The organism is Paenibacillus daejeonensis DSM 15491, assembly GCF_000378385.1.
Classification (GTDB): domain Bacteria; phylum Bacillota; class Bacilli; order Paenibacillales; family Paenibacillaceae; genus Paenibacillus_D; species Paenibacillus_D daejeonensis.
In genome coordinates, this window is the sequence record NZ_KB899662.1 from 53,916 (window position 1) to 68,301 (window position 14,386).

15 protein-coding genes are annotated in these 14,386 nt (G+C 55.5%); 7 read left to right on the forward strand and 8 right to left on the reverse strand.

The genetic code is table 11. The annotated features are described in order from the left end of the window. Positions 1-85: 85 nt before the first annotated feature. The 4 genes from F556_RS0113665 to F556_RS36285 are packed head-to-tail and all read left to right on the forward strand — an operon-like array spanning position 86 to position 5,483. Positions 86-1,360: a nucleotide sugar dehydrogenase gene (locus F556_RS0113665; protein WP_020617529.1), complete on the forward strand. Its 1,275-nt coding sequence runs from the start codon at positions 86-88 to the stop codon at positions 1,358-1,360. Between the two features lie 8 nt (positions 1,361-1,368). After that, positions 1,369-2,382 (forward strand): glycosyltransferase family protein, encoded by a 1,014-nt coding sequence (locus F556_RS34005; RefSeq protein WP_020617530.1) that lies wholly within the window; start codon positions 1,369-1,371, stop codon positions 2,380-2,382. Continuing rightward, positions 2,369-3,079 (forward strand): cysteate racemase, encoded by a 711-nt coding sequence (cuyB, locus tag F556_RS0113675; protein WP_020617531.1) that lies wholly within the window; start codon positions 2,369-2,371, stop codon positions 3,077-3,079. The genes F556_RS34005 and cuyB overlap by 14 nt, the downstream gene beginning before the upstream one ends. 19 nt (positions 3,080-3,098) lie before the next feature. Beyond that, a complete protein-coding gene (locus F556_RS36285; RefSeq protein ID WP_020617532.1) occupies positions 3,099-5,483 on the forward strand; it encodes a YheC/YheD family protein in 2,385 nt (794 codons plus the stop codon). Between the two features lie 78 nt (positions 5,484-5,561). Here F556_RS36285 and F556_RS0113685 read toward each other — a convergent pair whose 3' ends face one another. From F556_RS0113685 to F556_RS0113700, 4 genes are read right to left on the reverse strand one after another with little or no spacing between them, the layout of a single operon-like run. Then, entirely contained in the window at positions 5,562-6,137 is a 576-nt protein-coding gene (locus F556_RS0113685; protein ID WP_020617533.1) for a GNAT family N-acetyltransferase, read from the reverse strand. Next, positions 6,134-6,367 carry an acyl carrier protein gene (locus tag F556_RS0113690; RefSeq protein WP_020617534.1) on the reverse strand — a complete coding sequence of 78 codons (234 nt, stop codon included), beginning with the start codon at positions 6,365-6,367 and terminating at the stop codon, positions 6,134-6,136. The genes F556_RS0113685 and F556_RS0113690 overlap by 4 nt, the downstream gene beginning before the upstream one ends. Further along, a complete protein-coding gene (locus F556_RS0113695) occupies positions 6,367-8,073 on the reverse strand; it encodes an HAD-IIIC family phosphatase (protein ID WP_020617535.1) in 1,707 nt (568 codons plus the stop codon). The genes F556_RS0113690 and F556_RS0113695 overlap by 1 nt, the downstream gene beginning before the upstream one ends. A gap of 32 nt (positions 8,074-8,105) precedes the next feature. Beyond that, positions 8,106-9,293, reverse strand: a complete 1,188-nt coding sequence (locus tag F556_RS0113700; RefSeq protein ID WP_020617536.1) for an aminoglycoside phosphotransferase family protein — start codon at positions 9,291-9,293, stop codon at positions 8,106-8,108. A 132-nt stretch (positions 9,294-9,425) separates the two neighbouring features. Between F556_RS0113700 and F556_RS0113705 the strand changes: the two genes are divergently transcribed. Beyond that, positions 9,426-9,866: a hypothetical protein gene (locus F556_RS0113705; protein ID WP_020617537.1), complete on the forward strand. Its 441-nt coding sequence runs from the start codon at positions 9,426-9,428 to the stop codon at positions 9,864-9,866. Between the two features lie 10 nt (positions 9,867-9,876). Here the strand turns inward: F556_RS0113705 and F556_RS0113710 are convergent, their stop codons facing one another. Continuing rightward, on the reverse strand, positions 9,877-10,980 hold the full coding sequence (locus F556_RS0113710; RefSeq protein WP_020617538.1) for a phosphotransferase: 1,104 nt from the start codon (positions 10,978-10,980) through the stop codon (positions 9,877-9,879). A gap of 176 nt (positions 10,981-11,156) precedes the next feature. Here F556_RS0113710 and F556_RS0113715 point away from each other — a divergent pair, with 176 nt between their 5' ends. Further along, positions 11,157-12,242 (forward strand): YheC/YheD family endospore coat-associated protein, encoded by a 1,086-nt coding sequence (locus F556_RS0113715; RefSeq protein ID WP_020617539.1) that lies wholly within the window; start codon positions 11,157-11,159, stop codon positions 12,240-12,242. 86 nt (positions 12,243-12,328) lie between these two features. Here the strand turns inward: F556_RS0113715 and F556_RS34015 are convergent, their stop codons facing one another. The 3 genes from F556_RS34015 to F556_RS0113730 are packed head-to-tail and all read right to left on the reverse strand — an operon-like array spanning position 12,329 to position 13,381. After that, positions 12,329-12,646: a hypothetical protein gene (locus tag F556_RS34015; RefSeq protein ID WP_020617540.1), complete on the reverse strand. Its 318-nt coding sequence runs from the start codon at positions 12,644-12,646 to the stop codon at positions 12,329-12,331. 1 nt (position 12,647) lies between these two features. Then, positions 12,648-12,995 (reverse strand): alpha-helical endospore appendage domain-containing protein, encoded by a 348-nt coding sequence (locus tag F556_RS0113725; protein WP_020617541.1) that lies wholly within the window; start codon positions 12,993-12,995, stop codon positions 12,648-12,650. 23 nt (positions 12,996-13,018) lie between these two features. Then, a complete protein-coding gene (locus F556_RS0113730) occupies positions 13,019-13,381 on the reverse strand; it encodes a nucleoside-diphosphate sugar epimerase (RefSeq protein WP_342663308.1) in 363 nt (120 codons plus the stop codon). 104 nt (positions 13,382-13,485) lie between these two features. On the opposite strand from F556_RS0113730, the gene F556_RS0113735 reads away from it, so the two are divergent. Then, on the forward strand, positions 13,486-14,304 hold the full coding sequence (locus tag F556_RS0113735) for an HNH endonuclease (RefSeq protein ID WP_020617543.1): 819 nt from the start codon (positions 13,486-13,488) through the stop codon (positions 14,302-14,304). Positions 14,305-14,386 lie beyond the last annotated feature (82 nt).

Consider the following 14,386-nt stretch of genomic DNA (forward strand, 5'->3'; position numbering starts at 1 on the left):
GCTGGTAGTCTTGCCCACGCCTTTCGTAGAGTCGGTGCATAAGCTGTCGATAATTCGATCTGAACAGAAAAGGTGGAGATGAACCATGTACCGTACCATTGCTGTAGTGGGGCTCGGGTATGTCGGGCTGCCCCTGGCATTGACCTTCTATCAGCAGGGCTACCATGTGATCGGTCTGGACAAGGACCCACGCAAGCTGGAGGCTATCGAGCGGGGAGAAAGCTATCTTCCGGACATCGAGAACCATCTGCTAGTCGAGGCGGGCGGTTCGGGCAGGTGGCGGGTAACGGACCAAGCCAGCGCCATTCGGGAAGCGCAAGCGATCATCATCTGTGTACCGACCCCGGTTCGCGACCAGACACCAGATCTAAGCTATCTCATTAGTGCTGCGGAGTCGCTGGCGCCTCACTTGGTTAGACAACAGCTTGTCATTCTGGAGAGCTCCACCTATCCAGGTACGACCCGCGACGTCTTGATGCCGATTCTGGAGAAGAGCGGTCTACGTACCGGTGATGACCTCTATATTGGCTACTCCCCCGAGCGGATTGATCCCGGGAACCGCGCCTATCCATTCCCCTCCATTCCCAAAATCATCAGCGGCATTACCGAAGCATGCCTGGTTCAGACACATCACCTGTATAACTCGGTATTCGATCGCTTGGTGAGTGTCTCCACCCCGGAGTCGGCTGAAATGACCAAATTGCTGGAGAATACGTACCGGTTTATCAACATTTCATTCATCAATGAATTTGCACGCATATGCGATCGTATGAAGCTGGATGTCTGGGAAATCATCGATGCTGCCGCCACCAAGCCCTATGGCTTCTCCCGGTTCATGCCCGGCCCCGGCGTTGGCGGCCACTGTATCCCCGTGGACCCGCTCTATCTGCAGTGGAAAGCGGAGCAGCTCGGCATGAACAGCCGGTTCATTGAACTGTCCGAGCATATTAACAAGAGTATGCCTCAATATATTGTGGAGCGATTGCGTGAGCATTTTCATACCGAATCGCTGAGCGGCCGCCGCATTCTCGTCGTCGGCGTCACCTACAAACCCGATGTAAGCGATGTTCGGGAGTCCAGTGCGATGGATTTGTTGAAGCTGCTGGTCGAGGAAGGCTGTGAGGTGTCTTATCATGACGAGCTGGTGCCTTGGATTACCCTCGAAGGGGACAGCCTGCTCAGCACTAGCCTGAGTCCAGAGACGATTGCGGACAGCGATGTCGCCATTATCGCTACCGCACATCAGGGATTGCCTGTATCTCTGCTGATGGAGCATGCCAGCCTAATCTACGACACGCGAAATGTGACACGTGGACTTAGCGGCAAAGCCACGGTGCTCCGTCTCGGCGGCGGGGAGTAGGGGAGCTGATGCGAGTCCTTCATCTGCCGGTAGGCAGACAAATGATTGAGATGTGCGAGGCCCTGCGGAGCATCGGGGTGAGGGCCACCTCCTGCCACTTCCGTCAGCGCAGCGTACCCCAGCACCCGGATCGTTGCTTGCATCTGGAGAGGTTGTCGCGTAGAGAGCGTCTGCAGGCGCGGGAGCAGTGGCTCTCGGAGGCTGTACAACGGTACGATGTATTTCACTTTCATTTCGGCCAGACGTTTTTCGAGGATCATAGTGATCTTCGCTATTTAAAACGGCATGGCAAGAAGCTGATCGTTCAGCATCGCGGATCCGATGTGCGGATGCTCTCGGTAGCACGAACGGCAGACAATCCCCATGTGCGTGTAAAAAGCGGCCGCAGGCGTAGTGAGGAGGCGATTCAGCGCGAGCTGCACATCCTCTCCGGCTACATCGACCATGCTATCGTTGCCGACCATGAATTGCTGGCCTATATCAAGCCCTACTACAAGCACATCCACCTGCTCCGCCAATCCGTCACCTTGTCCAAATTTCTGCCTGCCTACCCTGCATTAAGCAAAACCAGACCGCTGATTCTGCATGCACCGACCCATGAGTACGTGAAAGGGACGGAGTATGTGCTGAAAGCCGTAGCCCGGCTGAAGGCACGCGGCTTTGACTTCGAATTTGAGCTTGTACAGGACTTGACGCATGAGGCAGCCATTGCCCGCTACCGCCAGGCAGACATCATTATTGATCAGCTGCTGCAAGGGTCCTGCGGCGTGTTCAGTCTGGAGGGGATGGCGCTCGGCAAGCCGGTCGTCTGTTATATCAAGGATGAGCTGCTGCCTACCTACCCTTCTGGACTGCCGCTGATCAGTGCCTCACCTGCCAATATCTACTCCACTCTCAAACGGCTCATCCGTCATCCCGAGCTGCGGAGCCGAGCTGGACGCGCAGGGAGACGCTATATCGAACAGTATTATGATGCGGTTGGCAGGGCCAGGGAGTTGAAGAAAATCTATGACCAGCTATAGAAAAACCAAGACGATCGGCATCCTCGGTGGGATGGGTCCACGGGCAACCGTCGATCTGTTCGAGAAAATTGTGGCCAACACGTCTGCCGATTGCGACCAGCAGCATCTGCCGATTCTCATCTACAATAATCCCGCCATTCCTCCCCGTTCCTATGAAGCTTCCGGCAGGACAGCGTCTCCACTACCCGAGCTGATACGTACCGCCCGTCAACTGGAAGCTGCAGGTGCTGATTTTATTGTCATGCCCTGTCATACTGCCCACCGATGGACGGCGGAGCTGCGTAGCCAGCTAGCCATTCCTTTTCTGAGTATGATCGAGCACACCGTCTCCTGTCTTGAGGAAGAGGCCTCGGAGGAGCCGATCCTGCTGCTGGCCACCGAGACAACAATCCGGCATCAGCTATACCCGCGGGCTGTGCGTGGAACATATCCTCGCTTTATCGAACCAGCCGCCGCAGAGCAGAGCCTCGTCGACGAGGCAGTTGCCCGGATGAAAGCTGGCGAACCCGAGCCGGGCAACTGGTTAAAGCCTCTGGATGCCATGCTTGCGCAATACGATCACTCAGGCGTCCGGCGCTATGTAGCGGGTTGCACGGAAATTCCATTGCTACAGAAACATCTCGAATCAGACATGACCTGTATCGATCCCACTCTGCTGTTGGCCCGGCTAGCTGTTGCCAAATCGCTGGAGAACTAAGCTACAGGAGGTTACTTGGATGTCCAAACCCCAATTAATTGCCAAGATTGCCGTCACGGGGAGCTGTGGCAAAACAGCAACTCGCGAGTTCATTGCAGCCATCCTCAAACGGAAATGGAAGGTACTCACCACAACGGATAACCGTAATCTGCCCGGCCATACCAAGCAGACTATGAATCAATTGAGCACAAAGCATCAAGCAGTCGTCTTGGAAATGGGAATGGGTAAGCAAGGCGCCGGCGCCCGGCATTGCCAGCATGTGACCCCCAATGTGTCGGTCATCACCAACATCGGCACAGCCCATTACGGAAATCTCGGCAACAGTATCCGCTCTACTGCTCAATTCAAATCTGCCCTTATCAAGCACATGAATCCAAAGGGCCTATTGCTGATCTGCAAGGATGACAAAAACTCCAGCCTGCTGGAAACCAAAGAGTTCCAAGGCCGCCTCCTGACCGTCGGCATCGACCAGCCGTCAGACTATCGCGCCGAAGAGGTGCGGTATACCAGTCATGGCATGCGGTTTGTCGTTCGTCTTGGAAGCCAACAGGAGCGTTTCTTCATTCCCGTCTTTGGTCACCACAACGTGTACAACGCCTTGTTTGCAATCGCGATTGCGGATCAGCACCATTTCACGGCGGCAGAAATTCGAAGCGGCCTGGCCAGCTACAAGGTACCGCACAAACGACTGAACGTACATCCGCTTCAACACAAATCCTTGCTGATCGACGACACCATTAATGCGAACCCACAATCCATGCGGGCCGCTATTGATGTGTTGTCTGAGCTGGGCAAGGGCCGGCAGCGCATTGCAGTGCTGGGAACCATGCTGGAGCTTGGCAATTATACCGCCCAAGGACACCGGGAGGTGGGTCGGTACGCAGCGCAACAACAACTTGATTTCCTGTACACGTACGGCGAGGAGGCCCGCTGGATTGGCGAAGGCGCGATCGAAGCCGGGTATCCCGCATCACGGATCAAGCACTTCACTGACCGCAGCAAGCTGCACTTCGCCCTCAGGGATTGCTTTTCCACAAGCAAAGTCGTTCTCGTCAAAGGCTCCTCTCATACAAAGATGGACGATACAGCAGCCTTCCTCCTAAAAAAACAATCGTTGCGAAGCATGAATCGGATCCTCATCAGCCAGTCCACGCTGGCCCGTCATCGTCTAACTTCCGGGAAAATTACGCTTCATTACGGAGCGTTCACCAAGGCTTATCCGGTTGAAATCAACAATGATTTGCCACCGGGTCGGGTGATCTATCCACGTCAGGTGAGCAATCGGCTGACAATCCCTGATGTCCCCTTGCAGCATTACTGGGAGGGTCAACATCTGCACATCGGACCCGTAATCGGGATGCATATCAAGCAAACCTATGCGTTGTCACCCAGCAAGCAGCTGCCGCGATTTACCCGGTACGATGCTTTGAAAGGCGTTATCTATCTGTTCAAGCGCAGTGACATTGATGTATCTAATCGTACAATCAAAGGCTTGTATTACGACCCGGCAACGAAAAGCTTCAAGCAAGGCGTCTTCCCATATCCCTCGTCCATTTTTAATCGGGCATTGATGCAGCCAGAGATATACCGTGAACTTCGGAGTGTGATTGGCGACCGGATCTTCAATTACCCGTATGGAAATGTAAACAAGTGGGATCAATGGCACTTGCTATCCACCCATCCTTCTCTCGAACGCCATATGCCGCATACCAGAAAGTATACAGCCGCTGACCTCCATGACATGCTGAGGGAGTACAAATCCCTGTATATTAAACCGACATCGCTTGCAGGCGGAAAAGGTATGATGTATGTAACAGCCAAGGACGAGGGCATTGAGTTGACCGACTACGAAGGAAATCGTTACATCCGTAGTCCCGAGAAAATCACCAAGCTCATCTTGCGCAAGCAAGTCGCCGGTCAGCTCTATCTGCTTCAGCAAGCCATCCCCTTCACTAACCGGCATCGTAACAAGGTAGACTTCCGAGTCTATTTCCAACGGAACAAGCATCGTGCGTGGATGTGCACAGGGATGGAGGCGAAAATTGCCAAAGAGGGCAGCATTATCTCCAATAGCAAAAATCGCAAGCGCATCATGAGCGGCGATCACGCGCTTCGCAAAATATATCACCTTAATGACGAGCAGATTCAGGCCAGATTGTCCAAAATTAACAAGGTGTGCATGATGATGCTTGACCGTCTTCAAGATAAGTGGCAGCACTTGGGCGACGCTGCCGTAGACCTCGTTATCGATGGTGGCGGTAAAGTATGGATACTGGAAATTCAAATCGATTATGCAGCAGAAATCAAGTGCGGACGGACAGAAGACGAGCAGCGGGTGTTGCCGTCCATCCTGCCTACTCCATTCGAATATGCCAAAGCATTGACTGGGTTTCCGATGCCGTAATGCATCCGATCACCTAAAGAAATGGCTGTCTCGGGGTCGCAAGACCGCTCGGGACAGCCATTTATCGTCCTTCCATAGTTATGACTCTTCAATCAATCGCTGGGCCATCCTGGCCGCACGCTCCAGCCGCTGCTGAATCTGCGGCCAATTGTGGCGGCTTGCCCGGTGGATCACCATGTCATAGGCCTGCCCCCGGATCGTCAGCCCGCCCTGGTCTATTCTGAGACGCTCCAATCCACACCGCTCATGGAAGGATACGACGCGTCCGTTATCCTGTACCGTATTCGAGTAGATATTGGTCAGCCCCAATCGCTCGAACGCGATTTGAAACGCCAGCCAGACACTGGCAGGCGCAGCCGGGACAGTCGGGAGAATGATCCAGCGGCCCCAGTGGCCCTCTCCCTTGGCGATATCATAAATGGCAATCGTACCCACCGGCTTGCCATCCAGCCGTTCAATGACAAAGTAATAATCGTCTTCCCGATTCAGATGATCAGCCATCCAGGCCTGATGAGCATCATAGTCGCTCCCGATGTCACCGATGTAGCGAGCGAGCTCCGGCATCCGGCGAATGTGGTAAATAAATGCCGCATCCGCCAGGGCAACCGGCCGCAGCCGGATGCCGAAGCGTTCGACGGTGATGGCTTGCTTCATAGCTTCACCTCGATGATCCGCACGAGATCTTCCAGCGACTCCACGCTGGCCACTTCATCGCTGGTAAATCGGATACCGAAGGTTTCCTCCAGCGACAGAATCAGCTCCATATGCTTCAGCGAGTCCCAGCTGTCCAAGCTGTGCCGCTGCGGATTGCTGTCTTGCGATAGCGGCACCTCCAGCACCTCAGCCAGCAGCTCCAGCAGCTGTTGCCGCAATTCCCGGCTCATTACACCACCTCCACCTTCGCAGGATGATTCCCCAGTTGCTTCTTAAGCGTGCCTATCAGCCTGCGGACGGAGTACCTTCCGCCTGTCTCTGGCCCCAGCCGCTCCGCCCATTCCCGTGCAGGCGCGTTGCGCGAACCTTCCGCCCTGTCCATACGGAGCCACTTCACGCCACGCTGAGTTAGAAGCTCCAGCAGCGAAGCCAGAATAAGTGATTCAATCCCCCTACCAAAAGCGCGACAGCTGAGGAGAGCCTCTATCAGCCTAGCTTCCTTGCCCTCAACCCGGCAGACAAACGCACCAATAATGCCGCTATCGGACAGCTGATCCGAGAGCGCAGCCGTTACAGTCACATACTGCCCGGGGTCCATCATGAGCTGCGCCTCCTGCAGGGACATCCGCCGCAGCGCAAGGTTAAACTGATTCGTCTTGTGGCTCATATCATGAAGCCGCTGGACATGGTCTGCCTCGTTCAGATGCAGACGCAGGACCATCTGCAAGCTCGCCAGATACGACAACGGATCGGAAGCCTCGCTCCGCAGCCGCTCTCGTTGCCGGTTCGCCTGAACATCCCTTGTCCGGGAGCTCGCCTCCGCATCGGGACGCAGTTGGTACAAGCCAGGAAAGTGCGCGAGCTTCTCCACTGTTCGCGACGCGTCGGCTTCCGCTCTCAGAATATGCACCGAAGGCTGTTCAGCTGCCATACGGAGCAGTTCCGCAGGATTATCATCCAGGAACAGCATGGCTGAGGGGTCAATATTAAGCTCGGCGGCCAATCGGACCAGATTATCCGGCTTGCTCTGCCAATTCGCAGCCACCGCGGCGAAGTCCAGCCAGCGCAGCGGGAAATCTTCCCGCTTCTCGAAGAGCTCCCTAACATCCTGCTCCTCGTTGCGGCTGCAGATCGTCAGCAACATGCCGGACGCCTTCAGCCGCGCCAGGAGTCGTTGCAAATCCGCATGCCCGTCGGTCAGAGCCACTCCGTCAATGCCGTCCTCGCCCAATACACCGCGATAGAGCGTATCGTCCAAATCGAGAGCCAGTGCCTTCAGACGAGGCCCCATGGCTGCCGGCAGCAGATGCACACCCATGTGCCGAGCAATGGCAAGCGTTGCCTCTCCCGAGAACGGATAATGGCTGGCCGCATCATTGCGCGGATCCCAGAGGTCCTCACCTGTCCGCGCAAGTGCATTCAGATCGATACACTCACAGGCCGTCTGCTCCGCCAGTGTTTCGCTGAGCCAGTAGTTCAGCTGACGGGAACGCTCGGAGTCACGGGTCCGAAAACTGAACAGCCGTTCATCCACAAGGGAAGCCTCCGGCCAGTTGTTAACCCAGATGGTACGGTCGGTAGACTGCCGTAACTGCTGCAGGCGCTCGGCGAGCCAGCCCACGGCTTCCCGGGCCGACATGGATGATGCATAGATTCGCCAATCCAGCCAAACGACATAACCGTCATAGGCTGACGAACCGCCAATTCCATGCAAAGCGGCATCGTAGTCGGAGTAGTCGCAGGTTACCTTGGCCCCCCACAATCCGCAAAAGGCAGGCAGCCACCGGGCAACAAACTCGAATGGCATCGTGCGGTCGATTCGCAGCGTAAAATCCCGGCTCGTCTGAAGCTTTGGGGCCCGGAGCAGTGCCGATCTGGACAGCTCCGGCCCCAGCAGGATATCCGCCGCATCCAGTGGATCATGACCCGTACTCACAAGCACCCCCCTCTCCCGTCGTAAGTGTTCAATTACGAATACAGCCCCAGTTCCTTGCCCCATTCCTTAATTTTGACCAGATACGTATCCAGCAGAAACGCCGGTTTCTGGCCCTCGACAGCCCAATGCAGCTGCAAATAAAGACTCCGTTCCAGCACTCGCTGCAAATAGGCCATCTTGTACAGACGCGCCGGCTCTTCCGCAAACGTAATGCCGTGACGCTGCATCTCCTCAGCATACAAGCGGGAGCAGCGCTCAATGACCGCATCCTCATCCTTGCGCCAATCCTTGCGGTACGCAAAGAATACCCCTGCCAGATTAAACAGGTCGAACCAGCATGGCGCAAAACGCGCCCCTTCCCAATCAATAAACTTAATGGTCCATTGCTCTTCGGCTACATTCGCGCATCCCATATTAGGCGTCTGGAGGTCATTATGAATAATGCTCTGACCCGCCTGCAGCAGCTGCGGAAAGTAATCGGGCCCCTTGACGAGAACCTTTTGGAGCATCGCATAACTATCCTTCAGCCGCTCCTTGAGCTCCGGACGCTCCATAGCTTTATCCAGATATGTCAGGGTGTCCGTGTTTGTTTTTTGACGCTCCATCGCAACTTTGGCGGATTGGTAAATCGGCAGCCATTCCGAGAAGACATCCCACTGCTCATAAAACCGATCGTTATAGGTTTTGGCATGTAGACGGGCCAACGACGGGATAATCTTGTCGAAGTGATCGGGTGTAAATACGACCTGCCCCTTTAACTGCGGCACATATTCCATGAAGACCCAGACATCGCCTGTCACCGGGTGGGGCAGAATCAGGTAGATATCCGGCATGACTTCTGATAGCAGACTGGCAGCGTGCCGATACAGATTGAGTTCATTCAGGTCCTGACCGGCTACAGGCGCCTTGAAGATTTTCAGAATCAGCGGCTGTGGCTCGCCAGCCCGCTTCATCTCCAGCTTCCAGATGGCGCTTTTCACCGTTTCCTTCAGACATTCCATTACCGCATCATTGAGGACGACCTGGACTCCAAGATGGGCGCCGATCCGCTCGGCACAGCCGGCTTCGCGCCACCGGATACTAATCTCGCCCAGCGGCTGCGGCGCCTCGGCAGCTTGTTTGGCCGCCTCAAACCCTTGCCGGTAACCGTCCTCCTTGCCTTTCTGAAATCCGGCTGCGCGGCCATGCTCATAGCCGACCGGATCATATGCATTCGTCATAGGCTTGCATCCCTCACTCTACTGTACTTCTCCCATCTTATGTGGTGAGGCAGCGGAGTGCTACAAGGCTTACAACCGATGGTGCAACCGTATGTTATAATGGGTAAAAAGATGTCGAAGGAGGTGCTTGCCTTGAGCAAACGGAGATTCATGATTGGAGGATGGCTATTGGTGCTGCTATGCGTGGCTGCCTGCAGCGGCAACAGCAATGAACCCATGAAGCTGCCACCGGAGCCGACGCCGGAAGAAGTACTGCACGATCTTCAAACCGATACCAGCAGTTTGCTTGGACTTCCCGTAGGCGCCCAGAGAGGCGAACAATTCCCGTTGTTGGAGCTGGTCGTCGAGGATGAGGAAATGAACTTCACTACATCCGAGAATAGCGTGACCGCTGAAGTGACCGCTTACGTCGGGGATCGGGAATGGAAAAGCGTCGACAAGAAAACAATTAGCGTCGTTTACGCATTGAACGATCTCGGGACGTGGCAGTATAGCGGGTTGAACATCGGCGACAGTATCGTCGCTGTCGCCGCTCGCCAGGCTTTATTCTCATCCGAGCTGCCTACGCCCTGATATAGCATGACTACAGCTTTAAGAGCTTGCTGAGCACCCAGATCTTCTCCAGATAAACCCGCAGCAGCTTGGCTTCTTTCTTCCCGGTTACCGCCCAGTTCAGCTGCAGGTACAACCCGCGCTCCAGTACGCGCTGGAGATAGGCCTTCCGGTAGAGCACGAGCGGCGCTTCCTCAAAGACGACGCCGTGCTTTTGCATTTCCCGCGCGTAGAGGTCCACTGCCGCCCGGGTAATTTGATCTTCTTCGTTTTTCCACTCCCGTCGATAAGCAAGGAAAACACCGATCAGGTTGACAATATCGTACCAGCAAGGCGCGATCTTCGCTCCTTCCCAGTCAATCAGCCTGACCTGCCAATCCTCCTCCTTCACACGATGACTCGCCATATTGGCCGTATGCAAGTCGCCATGAACCACACACAAACCCGATTTGGTCACTTCCGGGCAGTACTCCGGTCCCTTCTCCAACAGACGGCGAAGCACACGCTCGTACGGGCTCACGATAATTTTCAATGCCGGCCTTTTCATCGCTTCTCCCAAATAGTGCAGCGTATCGCGTCTTGTCTGCTCACGCTGTTCTTGCATCGCCTTGCTGTCGTACCTCGGCATCCAGTCCCCGAACATCGCCTTATAGGCCACAAGCCGTTTTCCATAGGTCGCGGCATGCATACGGGCCAGCGACGGAATAATCCGGGCAAAATGGTCCGGAGTGTAGACGATCTGGCCTTTGACCGGCTCAACATATTCCATAAAGGTCCACAAATCCCCGCGGTCATGAACATTACGCTTACTCATATAAATATGCGGCATGAAGGGCTGCAGGACTTTTCGCGCCCGACGGTAGATATTCTTCTCTACCGTGCTCTCCGGTCTGGACTTGCGCAGCGGCTTATGAACCTTCAGAATAACGGCTTTCTTTTTTCCACCTGTCTGAAGCGTCAGCTTCCAGATACTGCTCTTATAGGAGTCCTTCAAGCATGTCATATCTTTGTCTTGCAGAACTGCTGCTTCCCCATGCTGTGTCTTCCAGGCATCCTCCATCCCCAGGCTTCGCCAGTATCGCCGAATCCTTCGTTCCGTCACTTCATACTTTTTCTTTTTGCGCCTGTCTCCCACCTACATCCCTCCCTCGTGCTCTGCCCTACATTGTATGTCTCAGCCAAGGCTCGGGTAAGTCTTCTCGCCCTGCACGGGCAAAGATGGGTATTTGCGGTCACCATCCGTCTATACCTGCAAGCCATGGCGATCATAAGGTATGGCAGAGACATCTAAGACCGGAGAGGAAGAGGCGAATGCAGCTGCCCTATGTAGGCATTCTACTGGACCCGAAACTGTACTGGGGCATCCCCACCGCAAGAACCGGCAAGGAGCAGATCCGCTTCTACGAGGATGCGGCACGGCTTTATGAAGTTGCTCTATGCTTTTTTCGACTGGGAGATCTGCGTTCAGACGGGTCAGTGCTTGCCTTTATCAAGCATGAAGGGAACTACAAGCGCGTGCGGATACCCCTGCCGGAGGTTATCCACAACCGGACAATCCAACAGACGACGGCAGCCAGACGCCAAATGGCAGAGCTGCAGAGTTACGGCAGCTACATCTTCAACAGCTGGAATCGATATAGCAAACTCTATCTTCATCAACTGCTGATGAAGGATACGCAGCTGCGCCCCCACTTGCCTGGGACAATGACCGCCACAGCCAAGACGGTGCGCGAGATGAAGATCTATTATGATTCACTCATTGTCAAACCAGATAACAGCAGTATCGGGCGCGGGGTTATGAAGCTAGACCGGATCGATAGTGGCTGGCAGCTCACCTATCCCCATCGTGGCGGTGGCTGGCGGACCCGGTCCTTCACCAAGGGGCTACCCCTTCAGCTGCGAAGGCAACTAAGAGCCAGACGTTACATGGTTCAGCAACGCTTGCCGTTAGCCACGTATCAAGGCTCTCCGTTCGATCTGAGAGTATCGGTGCAACGCTGCGGCAGTGGCGAGTGGGCGGTCACAGGCATTGCAGCCAAGGTGGCGGCACCCGGCAGCCCCGTGACCAATGTTGCGCGGGGTGGCAGCGTCTACCGGCTTGAGACCGTGCTTTCCCATTTGCCGGAGGTTGAAATCACCCGAATCCGGAGCGGCATTGCCGACTTCTGTCTGCATGCCGCCGGCACATTGAGCGCGCATTTGCCGAACCTCGCGGATCTCGGCTTTGATATTGGTCTGACCGGTGCGGGTTTTCCCATGTTTATCGAATGCAATGGCCGTGATTTGCGTTACAGCTTCCAGAAGGCCGGTATGCTGGAGGAGTGGCGGCGAACCTATGCCAGTCCCATTGGCTATGCACGTCATTTGCTGGATCAGCGGCGGACCAAGGAGCGATAACCCGCTCCAGGCGGCGTGACAGCCGCCCGTCCACTCTCCATTCTGGATACCAGGCTTGTCCCCCGCAGCCGAAGACGCCGCTCCGGTCAAGCATGCTTGTTCCCTTGGACAAGCACACCGAACACCGGCTCGGCCTCAAGAGCCAGCTTGCCATCCCTTAGCCATAGCCGCCCGGGCTTGCCCCTCTGAACCTTGCTTATCCGCAGCGGCACGATGCTCGATGCAATCGCCTGCTGCAGGCGGGTCATGGTGCGAAGCTCTTGTTGGAGCGCCCGCGCCGAGTCGGACGAGCAGGCCGTCACATCGGCCACGCTCTCCAAAATGCGGGCCATCGCCCGTTGGCTGCGGGCGAGGGAGGACAGCAGCTCCAGCTTGACCTCCCGCTCTCGGCTCAACAGATCCATCCTACTTGTCACCTGCCTCCATATCGAACCCGTCACCGAACAGTCCACCCATGCCATCCATGCCGTCGCCGCTCTCTACATCATGACGCAGCACAACCTTCAGCATGCTGCACATGCCCTGGCCCAGCTTCGAGAGCCCTTCGATGACCTCGATCATCTGGTCATGAATATCCATCGTTTCCTTGACCAGCAGCTGCTGGCTTGTGAAGGCGTCGCTGCGGACATGGTTGCAGATCCAGTTGCGGACTTTCTCTGCCTCGACCGCTTTGGCTTCCAGTATCAGAGCCATATTGGACTGGAGATTGGCAGACGAATCCAGTACGCGCAAAAACGCTTGCTCACGACTCATCGCATTCGCTCTCCTTTACCTGCTTATTCATCACTCGCGCCGTCCAGCTCTTTCATGACATGAGACAACTGGTCAGCAAGTGTTTCTTCCAACTCGGCCAGACTGTTCAGATAACCCACCACACTTTTGGTGATCAGCTGCGCGTTCTCGATAAGCCCAGGTACGCCTTCGAATGCCGGATCGTGATCGGGCAGGGCCGAGACCACCTCGCCCATCCGGACAGCGACATGGCGCTCCGCGTCCAGAATACGCGCCAGGTGCCGATGCGTGGTGGACAGATGCTCGATGACGTTGTCGACGATATGCTCCATCTTCTTACAGCTCCTCCCTGCATCATGGCTCTTACATAGCATATGCGCCGTTGTGTCGGGTGCCACTGATGTCATGCGATTCCTTTGAGGCTCCAGTACATGTAGGCGATTAGCAGAGGAGGGTTTTGGATTAAAATATGGTATAATGGAAGATACAGCATGCCTTACGGAGAACGGGGATGACACAAATGACGAACCAGTCCAATCACGATACCGAAACGTCAGTTCAAGAATCGTTGCACAAGCTTTGTGTCTCCTGCGGGCAGAGCAAGCCTGTCGGGGAATTCTTGCGCCGCACGGGCAAGCGCTCCCGCCAAGGTGCGAGGCGGGGAACCTGCCGGGAGTGCCGCAAAACCCAGGGCGACCTGCAAGTCTCAGGGGACGAACCGATTTGGGAACCGGCAGGTCCCACCGACACAGATCCTTCCGAATCTGTGGATACCGGCATCGAGCAGTCGCCTCGCAAGCCCCGCAAGCGGAAGCGAAAGCGCCGTTCGAAAGCCTCTCCGCCTGCTCCTGCCGTTGTCGAAGTCGCCCGCGTCAAACCGGTGACCAGCAAGAAAAAACTGCCACAGCACGCTTCCTTGATGCAGGTAGAAACCCCTGACGTCTCCGGCTTGCGGACAACAAGGCGTGGTATTGTCTGGATGCGGGGGCGGACTGAGAAGGGGCGGCGCTGGCACCAGGAGACGGATCTGGAAACAGCACAGACGCTGGTCAGGGAGCATGCCGCCGTCATTCTGAATCCCTATACCGTTCAACGCCTATATAGCAATAAGACCTTTCGCAGCTATATTTTGAACAGAGACCATTACACCTGCTATTTCTGCGGGGAATACGGCGATACGATTGACCATCTGCTGCCGCGTGCCAAGGGCGGTCATACCACACCGCTTAACTGCGTCTGTGCCTGCAATCTGTGCAATCAGAGCAAAGCCGACCGCGACATGGACGAGTTCATCCAGAACTACGTGCCGCCAGTCAGTGAGTCGGAATGACCTTTATTCCACATTGAAGAAGCCGACCTTTGTGTGCCGTTATGGGCAACAAGGGTCGGCTTTTTTCATGTCGCTTCTGATG

Bases quoted from the DNA above. Each gene is read 5' to 3' on its own strand.
- F556_RS34005 (WP_020617530.1), top strand. From the start codon at position 1,369: ATGCGAGTCCTTCATCTGCCGGTAGGCAGACAAATGATTGAGATGTGC.
- F556_RS0113725 (WP_020617541.1), bottom strand. From the start codon at position 12,995: ATGAGTCGTGAGCAAGCGTTTTTGCGCGTACTGGATTCGTCTGCCAAT.
- cuyB (WP_020617531.1), top strand. From the start codon at position 2,369: ATGACCAGCTATAGAAAAACCAAGACGATCGGCATCCTCGGTGGGATG.
- F556_RS0113700 (WP_020617536.1), bottom strand. From the start codon at position 9,293: ATGACGAATGCATATGATCCGGTCGGCTATGAGCATGGCCGCGCAGCC.
- F556_RS0113685 (WP_020617533.1), bottom strand. From the start codon at position 6,137: ATGAAGCAAGCCATCACCGTCGAACGCTTCGGCATCCGGCTGCGGCCG.
- F556_RS36285 (WP_020617532.1), top strand. From the start codon at position 3,099: ATGTCCAAACCCCAATTAATTGCCAAGATTGCCGTCACGGGGAGCTGT.
- F556_RS0113735 (WP_020617543.1), top strand. From the start codon at position 13,486: ATGACACAAATGACGAACCAGTCCAATCACGATACCGAAACGTCAGTT.
- F556_RS0113715 (WP_020617539.1), top strand. From the start codon at position 11,157: ATGCAGCTGCCCTATGTAGGCATTCTACTGGACCCGAAACTGTACTGG.
- F556_RS0113690 (WP_020617534.1), bottom strand. From the start codon at position 6,367: ATGAGCCGGGAATTGCGGCAACAGCTGCTGGAGCTGCTGGCTGAGGTG.
- F556_RS0113730 (WP_342663308.1), bottom strand. From the start codon at position 13,381: ATGACATCAGTGGCACCCGACACAACGGCGCATATGCTATGTAAGAGC.
- F556_RS34015 (WP_020617540.1), bottom strand. From the start codon at position 12,646: ATGGATCTGTTGAGCCGAGAGCGGGAGGTCAAGCTGGAGCTGCTGTCC.
- F556_RS0113665 (WP_020617529.1), top strand. From the start codon at position 86: ATGTACCGTACCATTGCTGTAGTGGGGCTCGGGTATGTCGGGCTGCCC.